Here is a 20245-nt window from a genome sequence, read left to right on the forward strand (position 1 = left end):
CAGATGTCTTTATCCGCACCGGCTTTGCGGCTACGGTTTCCATGCCCAAGATTTCGCTTAAACGCGGGATGCTCTTTGACGAGCGATCCCGGAACCGGAGAATATCCATGAAAAGCCATGCCAGGGTCGTCGTTATCGGCGGCGGCGTCGTCGGTTGTTCGATCCTTTATCACCTGACGAAATTCGGCTGGACCGATGTGGTTCTTCTGGAGCGTTCGGAGCTCACCTCCGGCTCCACCTGGCATGCGGCCGGCGGCATGCACACGATCAATGGCGATCCGAACGTTGCCAAGCTGCAGAAATACACCGTCGAGCTCTACAAGGAAATTCAGGACTATTCCGGCCAGGACATCGGCCTGCACATGACCTCCGGCATGATGCTGGCGGCGACCAAGGAACGGTTCGACTGGATGAAGTCGATCCTTGCCAAGGGCCGCTATATGGGGCTCGAAGCCGAGCTTTTGACGCCGAAGGAAGCGCATGAACTGATGCCGCTGCTTGATCCCACGCAGTTCGTTGGCGCCGTGTTCGATCCGGTCGAAGGTCATCTCGACCCCTATGGCACCACCCATGCCTATGCGAAATCGGCCAAGAAGAACGGCGCCGATATCTACCTGCACACCAAGGTGGAAGACCTTGTCCAGCTGGAGGACGGCTCATGGCGGGTGATTACCAACAAGGGCGAGATCATTGCCGAGCATGTGGTCAATGCCGCCGGTCTCTGGGCGCGCGAAGTCGGCCGCATGACCGGGCTCGAGCTGCCGGTGCTTGCCATGGAGCACATGTATCTTATCACCGAGGACATGCCCGAAGTCATCGAATTCAACCAGACGCGCGGCAAGGAGCTGATGCACTGCGTCGATTTCGACGGCGAGATCTATTTGCGCCAGGAGCGCAACGGCATGCTGATGGGCACCTATGAAAAGGCCTGCCGTCCGTGGTCGCCGATCACGACGCCCTGGGATTTCGGCCATGAACTGCTGGCCGAGGATATCGAGCGGATCACCCCGGAACTCGAAGTCGGCTTCCGCCACTTCCCAGCCTTCAACAAGGCCGGCATCAAGAAGATTATCAACGGCCCCTTCACCTTCTCGCCGGATGGCAATCCGCTGGTCGGGCCGGTGCGCGGGCTCACCAATTACTGGTCGGCCTGCGCTGTCATGGCCGGTTTCAGCCAGGGCGGCGGCGTTGGCCTGGCCCTTGCCAACTGGATCATCTACGGCGATCCGGGCTTTGACGTCTTTGCCATGGACGTATCGCGCTACGGCGATTTTGCGACGCTCGGCTTTACCAATGCCAAGGTGCGCGAAAACTATTCCCGCCGCTTCTCCATCCGCTATCCGAACGAGGAACTGCCCGGCGCGCGCCCGTTCCTGACCACGCCGATCTATGACAAGCTGAAGGACGCGGGCGCCGTGTTCGGCGCGTCCTATGGGCTGGAAGCGCCGCTGTGGTTTGCGCCAAAGGGCGAGGAAGACACGTTTTCCTGGCGCCGTTCCAACGATTTCGATGTCGTCGGGGCGGAAGCAAAGGCCGTGCGCGACAGCGTGGGTCTGATGGAAACATCGGGCTTTGCCAAATACACGATCACAGGCAAAGGGGCCGAAGCCTGGCTCGACCGGATGCTGACCTGCCGCATCCCGGCTGAAGGACGCATGGCGCTGGCGCCGATGCTCAAGGATGACGGCAAGCTGATCGGCGATTTTACGCTGGCAAAGCTCGGCGAGGGGGATTTCCTTTTGATCGGCTCGGGCATTGCCGAGGACTATCACATGCGCTGGTTCGAGAGCCACCTGCCCAAGGACGGCTCGGTGACGCTGAAGGCGCTGAACCTGCAGCTGGTCGGCTTGTCGATCGCAGGACCCAATTCGCGCGCATTGATCTCCAAGCTGACGCATCTGGATATGTCCGACGCGGCATTTGCCTTCATGGACATCCGCCGCATGGATCTTGGCATGGCACCGGCGATCGTCGGCCGTGTCAGCTATACCGGCGATCTCGGCTATGAAATCTGGATGAAGCCGGAATATCAGCGCTATCTGTACGACCTGATCATGGAGGCCGGCGCCGAGTTTTCCATCACGCCGTTCGGCCTGCGGGCGCTCAACGCGCTGCGCGTCGAGAAATCGTTCGGCAGCTGGTCGCGGGAATACCGGCCGCTCTACGGTCCGTTCGAAGCTGGGCTCGGGCGATTCGTGGCCTTGAAGAAGGAAACGGACTTCATCGGCAAGCAGGCGGCCGTGAAGGAAAAGGCCGAAGGTGGCACTTTGCGGCTGAGAACTTTCATCATCGAGGCGAGGGATGCGGACGTTATCGGCGACGAACCGATCTCGCTGAACGGCAAGGTTTGCGGCTGGGTCACTTCCGGTGGCTATGCGCACACATCCGGCGTTTCGGTGGCGATCGGCTATGTGCCAAAGGAGGTTGCGGACGAAACCGAGGGATGGCAGGTCGAACTTTTGGGCGAAATGCTGTCTGCCCGCCTGCAGTCACAGCCGCTTTTCGATGCCAACGGTTCGCGCATGCGCTCCTGACCGCGGCGCTCCTGATCACGCGTTTTTGCAAGCCCCGGATGGTGCCGAACAGGCGCTACGGGGCTTGCGCATTGTCCACCGTAGAAATCACGGTCTGATGCCCAAAAACAGGGCCTAAACTGCACCAATTTTGATTTTTCGGCTGTTTAAGCGTCAATATCACTAAAATGGGAAAGAAATTCGGCAAAGCATCATTTTGCGCTTCACTTTTGATCCGAAAGCATTATGGAATCCTCTATCGAAAAGGCTCAAAAAGAGCCGCGAAAAGAAGAGGTCTGACCTTACTAGGATCAGACCCGGGGGATATTGATGGAGTATTTTGTCCAGCAGCTCGTCAATGGGCTGACTCTTGGCTCGATTTACGGTTTGATTGCCATTGGTTATACAATGGTTTACGGCATTATCGGCATGGTGAACTTCGCCCACGGCGATATCTTCATGCTGGGCGGTTTTGCAGCACTGATTGTCTATCTTATTCTGGTCGGGTTGTTCGGCGGTGTTCCGATTGCACTTGCCCTGTTCATCATGCTCATCGTGGCGATGGTGATGACGGGTTTGTGGAACTGGGTCATTGAAAAGATGGCCTACCGGCCGCTTCGCGGCTCCTTCCGCCTTGCGCCGCTGATCACCGCGATCGGCATGTCGATCGCGCTGTCAAACTTCATCCAGGTGACGCAAGGTCCGCGCAACAAGCCGATCCCGTCCATGGTGTCGTCGGTCTACGACGTGTTCGGCATCTCGATCTCGCTGAAACAGATCATCATCGTTGTCGTGACGGCGGTTCTGTTGACGATCTTCTGGTATATCGTCAACTACACGCCGCTGGGCCGGGCGCAGCGCGCCACCGAGCAGGACCGCAAGATGGCCGCGTTGCTCGGCATCGATGTCGACAAGACAATCTCGATCACCTTCATCATGGGTGCGGCACTGGCTGCCGTCGCCGGTACCATGTACCTGATGTATTACGGCGTCATCGTCTTTACCGACGGCTTCACGCCGGGCGTCAAGGCCTTCACGGCCGCTGTTCTGGGCGGTATCGGCTCGCTGCCGGGCGCTGTGCTGGGCGGTCTGATGATCGGTCTGATCGAGTCCCTCTGGTCCGCCTATTTCACCATCGACTACAAGGATGTCGCGACATTCTCGATCCTCGCCATCGTGCTGATTTTCAAGCCGTCGGGTATTTTGGGTCGGCCGGAAGTCGAGAAGGTATAAATCCATGGCAAACATCACCAACACACCTGAGAGCGCCGGCAGCAACCTGATGGCGCGGGCTCTGCGCGAGGGTTTTTATGCCGGCCTCGTCGCTCTCGGTCTCTTCGTGCTGTTCGTCGGTCTGAAGACCGACCAGAACATTCTCAACGAATTGATCCTCGTTCAGCGCTGGGGATTGCTCGCAATCTTCGTCGTCATTGCCGCAGTCGGCCGTTTCCTGTCGGTCGCCTTCATCCGGCCTTACCTGGCCGCGCGAAAGGCTGAAAAAGCCGCCGCGCCGGTCAAGGACGCCAACTTCTTCGTGCGCAATTTCAGCCTGATCGCCATTGCGGTCCTGATCGTCTATCCGCCCATCATGGTCGGACTGTTCGGCTTCCAGGGCTCGTTGAAATGGGTGGATAATTTCGGCATCCAGATCCTGATTTATGTGATGCTGGCCTGGGGTTTGAACATCGTCGTCGGTCTCGCCGGCCTGCTCGACCTGGGCTATGTCGCCTTCTATGCGGTGGGTGCCTATTCCTACGCATTGCTATCGTCGCATTTCGGCCTGTCCTTCTGGATCCTCCTGCCTTTGGCCGGCATCTTCGCCGCCCTTTGGGGCATGATCCTCGGCTTCCCGGTTCTGCGGCTCAAGGGTGACTACCTGGCAATCGTGACGCTGGCCTTCGGGGAAATCATCCGGCTGGTGCTGATCAACTGGACGGCCGTCACCAAGGGCACATTCGGGATCTCGGGCATTGCAAAGGCATCGGTCTTCGGCATCTGGTCTTTCGATGTCAGCGCGCCGAACAACTTTGCCAAGGCCTTCGCGCTGCCGATGTCGTCGTCCTATTACAAGATCTTCCTGTTCTATCTGATCCTCGCGCTCTGCCTGCTGACGGCGTTCGTCACCATCCGCCTGCGCCGCATGCCGATCGGCCGTGCCTGGGAAGCGTTGCGCGAAGACGAAATCGCCTGCCGCTCGCTCGGCATCAATACGGTGACGACCAAGCTTACCGCATTTGCAACAGGGGCGATGTTCGGCGGGTTTGCAGGCTCCTTCTTTGCCGTGCGCCAGGGCTTCGTCTCGCCGGAATCCTTCGTCTTCCTGGAATCGGCCATCATCCTTGCCATCGTGGTTCTCGGCGGCATGGGGTCGCTGATCGGTATCGCCGTTGCGGCGACGCTGATGATCGGCGGCACCGAGCTGTTGCGTGAAATGGAATTCCTGAAGCACATCTTCGGCCCCGATTTCACCCCGGAACTGTACCGCATGCTGATCTTCGGTCTGGCCATGATCATTGTCATGGTGTGGAAACCACGCGGCTTTGTCGGCTCGCGCGAACCCACAGCATTCCTGCGCGAACGCAAGAGTGTCTCCGGCAGCTTCACCAAGGAAGGTCACGGTTGATCATGGCCGGAACGAATACGATGACGAAAGATCCAATCCTCAAGGTCGACCATCTGTCGATGCGCTTCGGCGGCCTGATGGCCATCAACGACCTGTCGTTCGAAGCCTATCGCGGCGACATCACTGCACTGATCGGCCCGAACGGGGCCGGCAAGACCACGGTGTTCAACTGCATCACCGGCTTCTACAAGCCGACGATGGGCATGATCACGATGCGGCAGAAGGCGGGCAAGGAATATCTGCTCGAACGCATGTCGGATTTCGAGGTCAACCGCGACGCCAAGGTCGCCCGGACGTTCCAGAACATCCGGCTTTTCTCAGGTCTGACGGTGCTGGAAAACCTTCTGGTGGCACAGCACAACAAGCTGATGCTGGCATCGGGCTATACGATCCTCGGTCTCTTGGGCTTTCCGGCCTACAAGAAGGCTGCGGCGCAGTCGATCGAGCAGGCAAAATACTGGCTCGACAAGGCAAACCTGACCGACCGCGCCGACGATCCGGCCGGCGATCTGCCTTACGGCGCCCAGCGCCGTCTGGAAATTGCCCGCGCCATGTGCACCGGCCCGGAATTTCTCTGCCTCGACGAGCCGGCGGCCGGTCTCAACCCGCGCGAATCGCTGGCGCTCAACGAATTGTTGCGCAGCATCCGCCAGGATACCGGCACCTCGATCCTTTTGATCGAGCATGACATGTCGGTGGTCATGGAAATTTCCGACCATGTCGTGGTTCTGGAATACGGCCAGAAGATTTCGGATGGCAATCCGGACCATGTGAAGAACGATCCGAAGGTTATTGCGGCCTATCTCGGTGTGGAAGATGATGAGGTCGAAGAGGTGTTCGAAGAGATCGAGGAAATCGCTGTCGCTGCGCCGGGAGATACGCCCAAATGAGCGATAACCTTCTGCATGTCAAAGACGTCGAGACATATTACGGCAATATCCGGGCGCTTGGCGGCGTCGAAGTCGAAGTCAAGCGCGGCGAAATCGTCTGCATGATCGGTGCCAATGGCGCCGGCAAATCGACGCTGATGATGACGATCTGCGGCAGCCCGCAGGCAAAGACCGGCTCCGTCACGTTTGACGGCCAGGACATTACCCGGATGCCGACGCACGAGATCGCGCGTCTGCGCATCGCCCAGTCGCCGGAAGGCCGCCGGATCTTTCCGCGCATGACCGTCTATGAAAATCTTCAGATGGGCGCCAGCCTCGACAATCTGAAATATTTCAACGAGGACGTGGAAAAGATCTTCACGCTCTTTCCGCGCCTGAAGGAACGCCAGGCGCAGCGCGGCGGAACGCTTTCGGGCGGCGAACAGCAGATGCTGTCGATCGGCCGCGCGCTGATGGCGCGCCCGAAGCTGCTGCTTCTCGACGAGCCGTCACTCGGTCTGGCGCCCTTGATCGTCAAGGGCATCTTTGCGGCGATCAAGAAGCTCAATGAAGAGGAAGGGCTTACCGTCTTCCTCGTCGAGCAGAATGCGTTCGCAGCCCTGAAACTGTCCCATCGCGGCTATGTCATGGTCAATGGCAAGGTGACGATGAGCGGGACGGGCAAGGAATTGCTCGCCAATCCAGAAGTGCGCGCGGCCTATCTCGAAGGCGGTCATCATTGATGGCAGACCGGCTCATGGCAAAGGTATTTCTGCGCCGGGGCCGGTTTGCCCATCCGACACGTTGGGGCGTTCGCACGCGGTTTGAAAACCGCCCGGCGCTTTGAAGGGGAGAAACGGAATGCAAGGCATTCTCTACGAAGAACCTTCGGTTCTATACTTTGCGCTCATCACCATCGTGATGGGCGGATGGACGGCCTGGCGCACTGGAAAGAGCGCTGCCGAAGGCTGGAGCAGCTACGGCGTTCTGGTCGTCTACACGCTGCTTCTTGGCGTGGCGATCCGCTTCATTCACCACGCGCTTTTCAACGGCAGCATGCTGGTTTTGCAGTACTATGTCGTGGACACGATCATTCTTTTGCTGTTTGCTACGGCAGGTTACCGTTACTACCGCACGCAGCAGATGACCAACAATTACTACTGGCTCTATGAGAAGGTGACACCCTTTTCGTGGAAGTCCAAATGACAGAGGGAACCCCGCATATAAGTCGTTAAGGCTTGATGCGGAGATAAGAATACCGGCGCGATTATGGTGGGTATCGTGACTGGTTTAAAATGCACCCGCTCAATTTTTTTGGGAGTAACAAGATGAAAAAGTCACTTTTGTCAGCTGTTGCGCTGACTGCAATGGTCGCTTTCAGCGGCACTGCATGGGCTGATCTGCTGGTTGGTGTTGGTGGCCCGCTGACAGGCCCGAACGCCGCTTTCGGCGCGCAGCTCCAGAAGGGTGCCGAGCAGGCCGCAGCTGACATCAATGCTGCCGGCGGCATCAACGGCGAGCAGATCAAGATCGTGCTCGGCGACGACGTTTCCGATCCGAAGCAGGGCGTTTCCGTTGCCAACAAGTTCGTTGCCGACGGCGTCAAGTTCGTGATCGGCCACTTCAACTCCGGCGTTTCGATCCCGGCTTCGGAAGTCTATGCTGAAAACGGCATCTTGCAGATCACTCCTGCATCCACAAACCCGGTCTTTACCGAGCGTGGCCTGTGGAACACCTTCCGTACCTGCGGCCGTGACGACCAGCAGGGCGCTGTTGCCGGTGCCTATATTGCTGCAAACTTCAAGGACGCCAAGGTTGCCGTCGTTCACGACAAGACACCTTACGGCCAGGGCCTGGCTGACCTGACCAAGGCTGCCATGAACGAAGCCGGCGTCAAGGAAGCCGTCTACGAAGGTATTACGGCTGGCGACAAGGACTTCTCGGCGCTGATCGCCAAGATGAAGGAAGCCGGCGTCACGCTGGTTTACTACGGCGGCCTGCACACGGAAGCTGGCCTCATCATGCGCCAGATGGCTGACCAGGGCCTGAAGGCAACCCTGATGTCGGGCGACGGTATCGTTTCGAACGAACTGGCTTCGATCGCTGGCGACGCTGTTGACGGCACGCTGATGACGTTCGCTCCGGATCCGCGCAAGAACCCGGCTGCAAAGGAACTGGTCGAAAAGTTCCGCGCAAACGGCTTTGAGCCGGAAGCCTACACGCTCTACTCCTACGCAGCCCTCCAGGTCATCGCAGAAGCTGCCAAGACAACCGGCGGCAACGACCCGCAGGCTGTTGCCGAAAACATCAAGGGCAAGGGTCCGTTCAAGACCGTTATCGGCGAGTTCGGCTATGACGAAAAGGGCGACATCACCCGCCCGGACTACGTCATGTACACCTGGAAGAAGGGTGACGACGGCAAGTTCAGCTACTTCGAAAACGACAAGTAATCGTTTTTCGATGTCAGTGTGAATGGGTCCTTGTGGACCGCGAAAGGCCCGGTATGTCCGGGCCTTTTTGCGTGGCGGAGTTCAATCTTCCAAACAGGGATGCGGGCTCGAAAAATGTTCTCCTCCTGCCGCATTCGAGCAATAAGCTCAATGAGCGCGCAACGCCGTGGGCATGACGGGTGGTGGACAAGATCACCGCGTTTTTCGATCGCCAAGAGCCATTTGGCAGGGTGAGGTGACTATTCCTGCCGCAACGCATTCGCCGCCTTGACGGCGGCGGAGGCGCGGTTTTCGACGCCGAGTTTGACGTAGATCTGTTCCAGGTGCTTGTTGACCGTTCGGGCGCTGAGGCCGAGGATTTCGCCGATGTCGCGATTGGATTTGCCCTTGGCGATCCAGAGCAGAACCTGGCCTTCGCGCACCGTCAGGGCAAAGTTTTGGCGCAAAACCTCGTCGTCGCTGGTCTGGCTGACGCCGGTCAGACGGAACAGGTATTCGTCGCCGCCGATCGCGCCGAGATAGGCGAGTTGCAGCACCGGCTGGCCGTTCTGGTGGATCATCAGCGGGCCGTCCTTGGAGACGCCATGTTTTGCGCGCTCCTGCAGCCAGCCGCGAATATGGTCCGCGAGCGTGTCCAGGCCGTCGTCGCGGCCGGTCGCCGCGTTGACGAGCCGGGTTGCCTGCGGTGTCGACCATTGGATGGTGCCATTGCTGCGCACGGCGAGCAGATGCCGTCCTGCCGCGTCGAGCGCCACGCGTGCACTTTGCGCCGAACGCGCATTGGCCAGATGCACCCGGATGCGGGCGCGCAGTTCGTCGATGTTGATCGGCTTGGAGAGATAATCGACGCCGCCGGATTCGAGCGCGTGGACGATATGTTCGGTCTCGGTCAGCCCGGTCATGAAGATCACCGGCACCTGCGCCACGGCCGGATTGGTCTTCAGCGTCCGGCAGGTTTCAAAACCGTCCATGCCGGGCATGACGGCATCCATCAAAATTACGTCCGGCGTGATGCGATCGACGACATTGATGGCGGCATTGCCGGAGGTGGCGATCAGTACGGAAAAGCCGGATTGCTCCAGCGCGTCGGTGAGAAAGCCCAGCGTTTCCGGGGAATCGTCCACGATGAGCACGATGTCGCGCGGATGCACTGCTTCATTCACCAGCCGGTCTCCCCTGTTTGTTGATGTTCTGCAGGAAGTCGGCATAGCCGGCAAGGTCGAAAGCCTGGACGTAGGTCTTGACCGCGTCGGTAAAGGGCTGGTTCTCCTCAAGGCGGGCGAGATCGGCGAGCTTGGCCTCGATGCCGCGGACATAGCCGATTTCGCCGAGCCGGATCAATTCCTCGATATGGGCGGCGCCGGGGTTGGTCATGGTGCGCCGGGGTTTGGCCGTCTGCACCGGCTGCACCGTGTCGCTATAGATCCATTCCAGCGCCAGATGCACCGCCAGCTTGTCCTGCAGCTGGCGGATATCGAAGGGCTTGGCGAGCGTGTCGTTATGGCCGGTATGGGTATCTGCCGCGGTCCCGTCACCGATATTGGCCGACAGCATGATGACCGGCGCCGTCTGGCCGTGGTCGCGCAGCCGCGTCACCAGCTGCCAGCCGTTCATGCCCGGCATCGAGATATCGATGAGGAAAAGATCGGGCTTGATGCCCTCGATCAGGGTGACGCATTCCATACCGCCTGCAGCCGTCAAAACCACGAAATCGAGCGGCATCAGCACTTCGCGCATCAGGTCGCGATGGTCCTCGTTGTCATCGACGACGACGATGGTGCGGCGCGGGCCGGCATAACCGGCGATCTTGCGGATGGAGGGAAGCGACGCGGTCGGCCGGCTGATCGCCGACAGCATCAGCCGGACGCGAAAGGTGGAGCCCCGGTCGCGCTCGCTCTCGACGACGATCTCGCCGCCGAGCGTCTGGGTGAGAAGCTGGGTGATGGTGAGCCCCAGGCCAAGCCCTGGCATCGGCCGGATATGCTCGGCCTCGCCGCGCTGGAAGGGCTCGAAGATGCGCGGCAGGTCGGCCTGAGAAATGCCGCGGCCGGTATCGGAGACGGTGAAGGTCGCAACCTGGCTGCGATAGGTGACGTCGAAGCGGATTTTGCCGGTATCGGTGAACTTGATGGCATTGGACAAGAGATTGACGAGGATCTGGCGCAGGCGCTTCTCGTCGGTGCGGACATATTGCGGCAGGGCGCTTGCCCGGTCATGCTCGAAAATGAGGCCCTTGGCCTGCGCCTGCGGGCGGAACATGTCGGTGATCTGGTCGAGGAAATCCTGGATGTTGATCTCGTTGGAATAGACCTGCAGGCGGCCGGCCTCGATCTTGGAAATGTCGAGAAGGCCGTCGATCAGGCCGGAGAGGTGGTCGGCGCTGCGCTTGATGACCTTGATGGCGGATTGCCGGGGTGCCGGGATGGTCTCGTCGCGCTCAAGGATCTGGGCATAGCCGAGTACGGCGTTGAGCGGGGTGCGCAATTCGTGGCTGAGGCCGACGACATAGCGGCTTTTGGCCCGGTTGGCGGCCTCGGCGGTCTCCTTGGCATATTGCAGGGCGGCGTCGGTTTTCTTGTGCGCGGCGATTTCCTTCAGGAGCAGGGTATTCTGGCGCGAGGATTCCTCTTCCGCCACCAGCCGGCTGTCATGGGCGAGCACATAGAACCAGCAGACGACGCCGGTCACGACGGCAAAGACGAAGAAGACCACGCCGACTGTCCGGTTGATCACCGATGCGGTTTCGGGCGAGGCGGTGCCGGTCTGGTGGGCGATCATCGCCAGGATGATGCCGATACAGGCAACCGACAGCACGACGGCGATGCCATAGCGGCCGAGCCGCGTGGACAGCGTCTCCATCACCTTTTGCGGCAGCAAAGCTTTGGCCACCACGGCTGTCTGGGCGTTGAAGCTCGCGTGCGGTTTGCACATGTCGTGGCAGCGGCTGTCCAGCGAGCAGCAGAGCGAACAGATCGGCGCGGAATAGGCCGGGCACCAGGCCATGTCCTCGGGCTCGAACGGATGTTCGCAGATCGAGCAGGTGACGGTCGAGAGTTTCTTCCAGCTCTGGCGGGGCTTGCGGGCGAGGTAATATTTGCCCTTCGTCGCCCAGGCGATGGCGGGGGAGACGATAAAGGCGGTGATCAGCGCGATATAGGGCGCAAGTGAGGCGGCCATGGCGCCGAACACGCCGAAATGGGCGGTCAGCGCAATCAGCGCCGATGCCGTCATGGCGCCGGTGCCGACCGGGTTGATATCGTAGAGATGGGCGCGCTTGAACTCGATATTGGGCGGCGCCAGCCCCAGCGGCTTGTTGATGAACAGATCGGCCGAGATGGTGCAGAGCCAGGCCATGGCGATGATGGAGAAAATGCCGAGCGTTTCCTCAAGCAGCTTGTAGATGCCCAGCTCCATCAGGAGAAGCGCGATCGCCACGTTGAACATCAGCCAGACGACGCGGCCGGGATGGCTGTGGGTGAGGCGGGAGAAGAAGTTCGACCAGGCGAGCGAACCGGCATAGGCATTCATCACGTTGATCTTCAACTGCGACACGACGACGAAGGCGGCCATCAGCAAAAGCGCGGCATTGTGCCAGGGGATCATGTAGCCAAACGCGGTCAGGTACATATGCGCGGGATCGGCGGCATGTTCGACAGGCACCCCGGCGCTCAAGCACAGAACCACGAGGAACGAGCCCGCCAGCAGTTTTGGCGCCCCGACGATCACCCAGCCGGCGCCGGCGAGGAACACGGCAACCCGGTGATGCAGCTTGCGCTGGCCCTCCGGCGGCAGAAAGCGCAGGAAATCCACCTGCTCGCCGATCTGCGCCATCAGGGCGAGAATGACGGCGGAGGCAGCGCCGAACTCCAGCAGCGAGAATGGCGCCAGTGCGCCGGGCTCGCCCATCGGCTTGCCGGTACCGGGAAAGGCAAGCCACAGGTCGAACTTGCTCCAGTCCGCGAGCGCGATGAAAATGAACGGGGCTATGTTGAGGATGATCCAGAACGGCTGGGTCAGAAGCTGGAATTTGCTGATCAGCCGCACGCCGTGAGTGACCAGCGGAATGACCATGACGGCGCTGATGATATAGCCGATCCAGACGGGGATGCCGAGCGCCAGTTCCAGCGCTGCCGACATGATGGATGCCTCAATGGCAAACAGCATGAAGGTGAAGCTCGCATAGATCAGCGAGGTAACGGTGGAGCCGATATAGCCGAAGCTCGCGCCGCGCGTCAAAAGGTCGATATCGACGCCGTGGCGGATGGCATAGCGGCTGATCGGCAGGCCGACGCCGAGCATGACGAGGCTGGCTGCGAGAATGGCGATGATGGCGTTGGTGGTGCCATAGGACAGCGTGATGGCGCCGCCGATCGCCTCGAGCGCCAGGAAGGAGATCGCCCCAATCGCGGTCTGCGAGATGCGCTGCGAGGAGAATTGCCGGGCGCTCTTGGCCGTGAAGCGCAAGGCATAGTCTTCCAGCGTTTGGTTGGCGACCCAGCGGTTATATTCGCGCCGGACCGGAATGATGCGCTGGCGTGCCGTCATGCCTAATTTATATTCCCATTTTCAATGTGATCAATGATTAGGCAATGTCCTCCGGTCAAGGATTTTTTGCAAGTGCGAGAATCGGTTCGCCTCGGGAGTGGCATTATTGTTTGCGCAAGTGCGGCGTTGCGCTCCCATGCCCGCAAGTTAGGGCCTTGCGTCCGGTCAAAGGGACGATGATGTGTGCTGCAGTGCACAGTTCGCCCCGGTCACTACGTCAATTGACGTATACAGAATCCGGCACCCTCAACGGATAGTTCCAGCACGAACGGCATCCGCAAAAGCCGTCGTCAAAAGAACGAGAGGGGTTCACACATGACATACAAATCCCAGATCCTGGGCGCGTTCCTGGCTGGCGCGCTGGCCACGACAGCATTTTCCAGCGTCCAGGCTGCCGAAGACACGATCAAGGTCGGCGTTCTGCATTCGCTGTCCGGCACCATGGCCATCTCCGAGACGACGCTCAAGGATGCCATGCTGATGCTCATCGAAGAGCAGAACAAGAAGGGCGGCCTTCTCGGCAAGAAGCTTGAGGCCGTCGTTGTCGATCCCGCCTCCGACTGGCCGCTCTTTGCCGAAAAGGCCCGTGAACTGATCTCCGTCAACAAGGTCGCAGCCGTGTTCGGTTGCTGGACGTCGTCGTCGCGCAAGTCGGTCCTGCCGGTGTTCGAAGAGCTGAATTCGATCCTGTTTTACCCGGTCCAGTACGAGGGTGAGGAATCCTCGCGCAACATCTTCTATACCGGTGCTGCCCCGAACCAACAGGCCATCCCGGCCGTCGATTATCTGATGAACACCGAAGGCGTCGAGCGTTTCGTGCTTGAAGGCACCGACTATGTCTATCCGCGCACGACCAACAAGATTCTGGAAGCCTACCTGATTGCCAAGGGCATTCCGAAGGAAGACATCCTGATCAACTACACGCCGTTCGGTTTCTCCGACTGGCAGACGGAAGTGGCCAAGATCAAGGAATTCGGTTCGGCCGGCAAGAAGACCGCCGTCGTCTCGACCATCAATGGCGATGCCAACGTGCCGTTCTACAAGGAACTTGGCAACAAGGGCATCAAGGCCACCGATATTCCGGTCGTCGCTTTCTCGGTCGGCGAAGAAGAGCTTGCCGGTCTCGACACCAAGCCGCTGGTCGGCCATCTCGCTGCCTGGAACTATTTCCAGTCCGTCGATGCCCCGGCCAATGCCGAGTTCATCAAGCAGTGGCATGCCTTCACCAAGAACGACAAGCGCGTCACCAATGATCCGATGGAAGCCGCCTATATCGGCTTCAATGCCTGGGTAAAGGCGGTCGAAGCGGCCGGAACCACCGAAACGGACGCCGTTCTCGACACGATCATCGGCACCAGCGTTCCCAACCTTTCGGGTGGCTACTCCACCGTGATGCCGAACCACCACATCACCAAGCCCGTTCTGATCGGCGAAATCCAGGCGGACGGCCAGTTTGAAATCGTCCAGCAGACCCCGCAGGTCGTTGGCGACGAATGGTCGGACTTCCTGCCGGACTCCAAGGATCTGATTTCCGATTGGCGCAAGCCGATGTCCTGCGGCAACTTCAACGTTGCAACGGGCAAGTGCGGCGGCAAGGGTTCCTGATTCGACGCATACCGGCTGTTTCATCAAGATCAGCATAATCCGGCAATGGCCTGACCGCCGTTTCCCGAAGTCCATTTTCAGAACGTCCTGATTAAAATGCGAATACCCTCCGCTCAGACCCGTCTGGGCGGAGGGACCTGATCCCGCCCCCATGTGGCATGGTTTCTGCATGGCTGAGCTTAAGGATGCGGTTGCGGGGCCGGTCCCTGTTCGATGTGATCGCCGGGCGAGCGGATTGCGGAAATCTTAAGCAACAGCGCCGGCATCAAGCATCTCCCGTCAATGCGCGGTGCCCAAGCCGACGAACAACCCAAGCGAACGGACAAGAAGAGCTCATGTATCGCGCCCTCCAGACCTTTCTTGTTGCCCTCTGCCTGCTGGTCAGTTGCCTTGCAACGGGCCTGCGTGCGCAGGAAGATATCCGGCCGCTGGTCGATGCACTGGGGGCAACCGCGTTCCCGCAGAAGATCGAGGCCGTCAAGGCGCTGGCCGCATCGGGCAATCCGAAAACCGGCGAAATCCTGCAAAATCTCAGCGACGGCAAACTCTATGCGCCAAGGACCGGCGGCCCGGTCTTTCTCGAAGGCCCGTCTGACGGCACCTATCTCGATGTGCTGACCGGCGTTGCCGCCGCCGGGGTGCCGGGGAACCTGGCCAAGATCCGGCTGAACAATGGTTTGCGCGGTGCCATCGGCGCGGCGCTCAGCCAGTTGACCCTTTTAAGCCCCGAGCGCCCGGCACGCCTTGCGGCCGCGCAGGACCTGCTCAAGAGTGCCCATCCAGATAATCTCGCGCTGTTGAATTCCGCGCTTTCGCAGGAGCAGGATACCGAGGTCAAGGCGACGATGGAGGCCGCGCGCGCCGTTATCCTGCTCAAGACCGATGCCAGCGCTGCGGACAAGAAGTCCGCCATCGACACGATCGCGGCACGCGGCAATCGCGATGCGCTGACAATCCTGACGGCTGCAATGGCGACTGCGCCGGATGATCTGAGGCCGGCGATCGAGGCGCATATTGACACCATCAACCGCAGCCTTGCCGCCTGGGATGTGGCGCAGAACGTCTGGTACGGCCTGTCGCTCGGCTCGGTGCTTTTGCTGGCGGCAATCGGCCTTGCCATTATCTTCGGCGTCATGGGCATCATCAACATGGCGCATGGCGAAATGGTCATGCTCGGCGCCTATACGACCTATGTGGTGCAGCAGACGGTGGCGGCCGTCGCCCCCGGCATGACCGATTATTCGCTGGCTTTTGCCGTTCCCGCCGCATTCCTGTTTACCGGCCTGGTCGGGGTCGGCATCGAGCGCAGCGTCATCCGCTGGCTCTACGGCCGGCCGCTCGAAACGCTGCTCGCCACCTGGGGTATTTCGCTGATCCTGCAGCAGGCGATCCGCACCATTTTCGGCCCGACAAACCGGCAGGTGGACAATCCCAGCTGGATGTCCGGCGTCTTTGAGGCCGGTGGTCTCGCCATCACCTATAACCGTATGTGGATCATCGTCTTCTCGCTCGGTGTCTTCGTGGCGCTGCTCCTGCTGCTCAAGCGCTCCAAGTTCGGCCTGCAGATGCGCGCGGTCACGCAGAACCGGCGCATGGCGTCGTCGATGGGCATTCGCACCCCTTGGGTCGATGCGCTGACCTTTGGCCTCGGTTCCGGTATTGCCGGCATGGCGGGCGTGGCGCTCAGCCAGATCGACAATGTCTCGCCCAATCTCGGCCAGAACTACATTATCGACAGTTTCATGGTCGTGGTGTTCGGCGGCGTCGGCAATCTCTGGGGCACGCTGGTCGGCGCCTTGACGCTCGGGATCGCCAACAAGTTCCTTGAGCCCTATGCCGGCGCGGTGCTCGGCAAGATCCTCATCCTCGTCTTCATCATCCTATTCATCCAGCGGCGGCCTCGTGGCCTGTTCGCGCTCAAGGGAAGGGCGGTCGAACAATGATTGCGCAAATGCTGTTCATGCGGCACGAGAAAAAGACGCTCTGGGCCGTGTTCCTGATCCTGCTGGCCGCAGCCCTGGTGCCGCTTGCCAATCTGCTCATCCCGCAAGACAGCGCCTTCCATGTGCCCGGCTATCTCGTGCCGTTGCTTGGGAAATATCTCTGCTACGCGCTTCTTGCGCTCGCACTGGATCTCGTCTGGGGCTATTGCGGCATTCTTTCGCTCGGCCATGGCGCATTTTTTGCGCTCGGCGGATATGCCATGGGCATGTATCTGATGCGTCAGATCGGTGATCGCGGCGTCTATGCCAATCCGCTGCTGCCGGATTTCATGGTCTTTCTGAATTGGCAGGAATTGCCCTGGTACTGGTACGGCTTCAACCATTTCGCCTTTGCGGCGCTGATGGTGCTCCTGGTGCCGGGACTGCTTGCCTTCGTTTTCGGCTGGTTCGCCTTCCGCTCGCGCGTCACCGGCGTCTATCTGTCGATCATCACCCAGGCCATGACCTACGCGCTGCTGCTTGCCTTCTTCCGCAACGAAATGGGCTTTGGCGGCAATAACGGCCTCACCGACTTCAAGGAAATCCTCGGCTTCAACGTCCAGGCGGGGGGTACGCGGGCCGCATTGTTTGCCGCAACCGCTATCGCCTTGGCGCTGGCTCTGCTGCTCAGTTCCGCCATCGTCCGCTCGAAATACGGCAAGGTGCTGGTCGGCGTGCGCGATGCCGAAAGCCGGACCCGGTTTCTGGGTTACCGCGTCGAGAACATGAAGCTGTTCATCTTCACCGTCTCGGCGATGATGGCCGGTGTGGCCGGTGCGCTCTACGTGCCGCAGGTCGGCATTATCAACCCCGGCGAATTCGCCCCGGCAAACTCGATCGAAGTGGTGATCTGGACGGCGGTCGGCGGGCGCGGCACGCTGATCGGACCGATCATCGGCGCCATCCTCGTCAATTTCGGCAAGAGCATCTTCACGGCCGCCTTCCCGGAATTCTGGCTGTTTGCGCTCGGCGCGCTGTTTGTGGCGACCACGCTGTTCCTGCCCAAGGGCGTGGTCGGGACCGTCCAGCAGTTCCTTGCCCGGCGCAAGGAGCAGAAAAAAGCGGATGCCGTGGAGCAGGCCTACCAGGACAAGGCGGCTGCCAAGGCGGACAGCCAGCTTGCGACACTGAAACCCCAGGCTGCGGAGTAGAACCGATGGATGAAAAGACCTCCCGCAGCCTGCTGTATCTCGATGGCGTTTCGGTCTCGTTTGATGGGTTCAAGGCGCTGAATTCGCTGTCCTTCGTGGTCGAACCCGGCGAGCTCCGGGCGATCATCGGGCCGAACGGGGCCGGCAAGACGACGATGATGGATATCATCACCGGCAAGACCCGGCCCGATAGCGGCCAGGTGTTCTTCAACGGCGATATCGATCTGACCAAGAAGGACGAGGCTGATATTGCCCAGCTGGGTATTGGCCGCAAGTTCCAGAAACCGACGGTGTTTGAAAGCCATACGGTCTGGGACAATATCGAACTGGCGCTCAACCGGAAACGCGGGGTGTTTTCAACGCTGTTCTACCGCCTGACACCGGCCGACAAGGCGCGCATCGAGGAGATCCTCGAAACGGTGCGCATGACGTCCCGCAAGGACGACCTCGCCGCCAATCTCTCGCATGGGCAAAAACAGTGGCTGGAAATCGGCATGCTTCTGGCGCAGGAGCCAAAACTGCTTCTGGTCGATGAACCGGTGGCCGGCATGACCGACGCGGAAACGGCCGAGACCGCCATCCTGCTCAAAGAAATCGCCAAGACCCGCTCGGTCGTCGTCGTCGAACATGACATGGGCTTCATCCGGGATCTCGGCGTCAAAGTGACCTGCCTTGCCGAGGGCTCGGTGCTCGCCGAAGGCTCGATCGATTTCGTCAGCAACGATCCGAAAGTGATCGAGAACTATTTGGGGCGGTGAGGATGCGTTTACCCTCCCCTTGAGGGGGAGGGTCGGCGCGAAGCGGCGGGGTGGGGTGATTTTCAGCGTCAAACAATGGGTCACCCCCACCCGCAGCGTTGCTGCGACCTCCCCCCTCAAGGGGGAGGTGTTACCGAGACAACGCCACCACCCAGATCGCCGGGATGGACAGAAGGAAGAAGAGCATGCTGACCGTCGACAACATCAATCTGCACTACGGCGCGGCCCAGGCCCTTCGTGGCGTCTCCATTACTGCGCCGATGGGTAAGATCACCTGCGTGCTCGGCCGCAACGGTGTCGGCAAGACCAGCCTGTTGCGCGCGATCACCGGCCAGCATGGGCCGAGCGCCGGCACCATCGCCTTTAACGGCACGGTGCTGAACGGCATGGCGCCCTATAACCGGGCCAAGCACGGTATTGGGTTCGTGCCGCAGGGCCGCGAAGTCTTTCCGCTTTTGACGGTCAAGGAAAACCTGGAATCGGGCTATGCGCCGGTGGCACGCAAGGACCGGTACATTCCCGAGGATATTTTCAACCTGTTTCCGATCCTGCGCTCGATGCTTGGCCGCCGCGGCGGTGATTTGTCGGGCGGGCAGCAGCAGCAGCTGGCGATTGGCCGGGCGCTGGTGACGCGGCCGAAAATCCTGGTTCTGGACGAGCCGACCGAGGGCATCCAGCCGTCGATCATCAAGGATATCGGCCGGGCGATCCAGTATCTGCGCGATTCCACCGGGATGGCAATTCTGCTTGTGGAACAATATCTTGACTTCTGCCGTGAGCTTGCAGACCATGTCTATATCATGGACCGCGGCGAGATCGTGCATGAAGGCCCGGCCGAAACGCTGGATACGCCGGAAGCGCGCCGCCACCTCACAGTGTGACATCGGATGGCAATGGCTGAGGCAGCAGGGATCGCTCCGCAAAGGGCATGGGGCAAAGGGCGGCTGGTGGCAAAGCCATTTGCGGGGCGTACCCGGCTTTGCGAATTCTACCAGGAGGGCTGCGCCAAGATCAGGCTGCCCGATACGTTCGACACGACGATGGAAGCGGTGCTGATCAACAGTTCCGGCGGCCTGACCGGTGGCGACCATATGGAGTGGTCGTTCGTGGCCGGCGAGGGCACGCATCTCACCCTGACCACCCAGGCCTGCGAGAAGATCTACAGGGCAAGCGCCGGCACCGCTGATGTGACCGCGCAGATTTCGGTTGGCGCGGGGGCCACTGTCCATTGGCTGCCGCAGGAAACCATCCTGTTCGACCGCGCCTCGCTGTCACGCAAGCTGGAGGTCGATCTGGCCGAAGGGGCGGAATTTCTGGCGGTCGAGGCCGTGCTTCTCGGCCGCAAGGCGATGGGCGAGGCAATGCGCGAAGGCCTGTTTCAGGACCGCTGGCGCATCCGCAGCAACGGCGCGCTGCTGCATGCGGAAAACCTCAGGCTGAACGGTGATATCACCGGCCTGACGCGCGAGAGCGCGGTGCTCGGCGGGCAGGTGGCTTTTGCGACACTGTTTTACACCGGCGCCGATTGCGAGCGGCACGTCGATACTCTGCGCGGCCTGATCGGCGGCATTGCCGGCGGGGTGAGCCATTATCAGGTTGTTGGCAAGGACAAGCTGATTGCCCGCCTCGTTGCGCCGGATGGTTTCGCCTTGAGAAAAATCCTCATCCCGGTCATTTCGCACTTGCGCAAGGGCGCCTCTGTGCCGAAAGTCTGGAACCTGTAATCGACCCGCAATCTGGTGACCGCGC

Annotated in this window: 15 protein-coding genes; 13 read left to right on the forward strand and 2 right to left on the reverse strand. The window is 60.3% G+C overall.

Annotation, left to right across the window (positions count from 1 at the left end):
• The first annotated feature begins 107 nt into the window (after window positions 1-107).
• The 7 genes from PYR65_RS07880 to PYR65_RS07910 all read left to right on the forward strand — a co-directional run bounded on the left by PYR65_RS07880 (window position 108) and on the right by PYR65_RS07910 (window position 8455).
• On the forward strand, window positions 108-2534 hold the full coding sequence (locus PYR65_RS07880) for a GcvT family protein (protein WP_276120569.1): 2427 nt from the start codon (window positions 108-110) through the stop codon (window positions 2532-2534).
• Window positions 2535-2843: 309 nt separating this feature from the next.
• Window positions 2844-3746, forward strand: coding sequence for a branched-chain amino acid ABC transporter permease (locus tag PYR65_RS07885; protein WP_060639711.1), 903 nt, complete (start codon window positions 2844-2846; stop codon window positions 3744-3746).
• Between the two features lie 4 nt (window positions 3747-3750).
• Complete coding sequence (gene livM, locus PYR65_RS07890) at window positions 3751-5136, forward strand: high-affinity branched-chain amino acid ABC transporter permease LivM (RefSeq protein WP_276120570.1); 1386 nt, start codon at window positions 3751-3753, stop codon at window positions 5134-5136.
• 2 nt (window positions 5137-5138) lie between these two features.
• Window positions 5139-6026 (forward strand): ABC transporter ATP-binding protein, encoded by an 888-nt coding sequence (locus PYR65_RS07895; RefSeq protein ID WP_060639713.1) that lies wholly within the window; start codon window positions 5139-5141, stop codon window positions 6024-6026.
• Window positions 6023-6748 carry an ABC transporter ATP-binding protein gene (locus tag PYR65_RS07900; RefSeq protein ID WP_060639714.1) on the forward strand — a complete coding sequence of 242 codons (726 nt, stop codon included), beginning with the start codon at window positions 6023-6025 and terminating at the stop codon, window positions 6746-6748. The genes PYR65_RS07895 and PYR65_RS07900 overlap by 4 nt, the downstream gene beginning before the upstream one ends.
• Before the next feature lie 118 nt (window positions 6749-6866).
• Window positions 6867-7211 carry a DUF6867 family protein gene (locus PYR65_RS07905; protein WP_060639715.1) on the forward strand — a complete coding sequence of 115 codons (345 nt, stop codon included), beginning with the start codon at window positions 6867-6869 and terminating at the stop codon, window positions 7209-7211.
• Window positions 7212-7333: 122 nt separating this feature from the next.
• Window positions 7334-8455, forward strand: coding sequence for a branched-chain amino acid ABC transporter substrate-binding protein (locus tag PYR65_RS07910; protein WP_060639716.1), 1122 nt, complete (start codon window positions 7334-7336; stop codon window positions 8453-8455).
• Window positions 8456-8694: 239 nt separating this feature from the next.
• Here PYR65_RS07910 and PYR65_RS07915 read toward each other — a convergent pair whose 3' ends face one another.
• Window positions 8695-9663, reverse strand: coding sequence for a response regulator (locus tag PYR65_RS07915; RefSeq protein WP_407951283.1), 969 nt, complete (start codon window positions 9661-9663; stop codon window positions 8695-8697).
• Window positions 9611-13000, reverse strand: a complete 3390-nt coding sequence (locus PYR65_RS07920) for a hybrid sensor histidine kinase/response regulator (protein ID WP_276120572.1) — start codon at window positions 12998-13000, stop codon at window positions 9611-9613. The genes PYR65_RS07915 and PYR65_RS07920 overlap by 53 nt, the downstream gene beginning before the upstream one ends.
• 315 nt (window positions 13001-13315) lie before the next feature.
• Between PYR65_RS07920 and urtA the strand changes: the two genes are divergently transcribed.
• From urtA to PYR65_RS07950, 6 genes are all read left to right on the forward strand, one after another.
• Window positions 13316-14605: an urea ABC transporter substrate-binding protein gene (urtA, locus tag PYR65_RS07925; RefSeq protein ID WP_060639719.1), complete on the forward strand. Its 1290-nt coding sequence runs from the start codon at window positions 13316-13318 to the stop codon at window positions 14603-14605.
• Window positions 14606-14940: 335 nt separating this feature from the next.
• Window positions 14941-16548: an urea ABC transporter permease subunit UrtB gene (gene urtB, locus PYR65_RS07930; RefSeq protein WP_276120573.1), complete on the forward strand. Its 1608-nt coding sequence runs from the start codon at window positions 14941-14943 to the stop codon at window positions 16546-16548.
• A gap of 8 nt (window positions 16549-16556) precedes the next feature.
• Window positions 16557-17738, forward strand: a complete 1182-nt coding sequence (gene urtC / locus PYR65_RS07935) for an urea ABC transporter permease subunit UrtC (RefSeq protein WP_407951315.1) — start codon at window positions 16557-16559, stop codon at window positions 17736-17738.
• A 5-nt stretch (window positions 17739-17743) separates the two neighbouring features.
• Window positions 17744-18496 carry an urea ABC transporter ATP-binding protein UrtD gene (urtD, locus tag PYR65_RS07940; protein ID WP_276120575.1) on the forward strand — a complete coding sequence of 251 codons (753 nt, stop codon included), beginning with the start codon at window positions 17744-17746 and terminating at the stop codon, window positions 18494-18496.
• Between the two features lie 185 nt (window positions 18497-18681).
• The gene (gene urtE, locus PYR65_RS07945; protein WP_060639723.1) at window positions 18682-19377 is read left to right on the forward strand and encodes an urea ABC transporter ATP-binding subunit UrtE; all 696 of its coding nucleotides are present in this window, start codon (window positions 18682-18684) and stop codon (window positions 19375-19377) included.
• 12 nt (window positions 19378-19389) lie between these two features.
• Window positions 19390-20220, forward strand: coding sequence for an urease accessory protein UreD (locus PYR65_RS07950; RefSeq protein ID WP_276120576.1), 831 nt, complete (start codon window positions 19390-19392; stop codon window positions 20218-20220).
• Window positions 20221-20245: the final 25 nt, after the last annotated feature.

The organism is Pararhizobium qamdonense (genome assembly GCF_029277445.1).
Taxonomy (GTDB): Bacteria; Pseudomonadota; Alphaproteobacteria; order Rhizobiales; family Rhizobiaceae; genus Pararhizobium; species Pararhizobium qamdonense.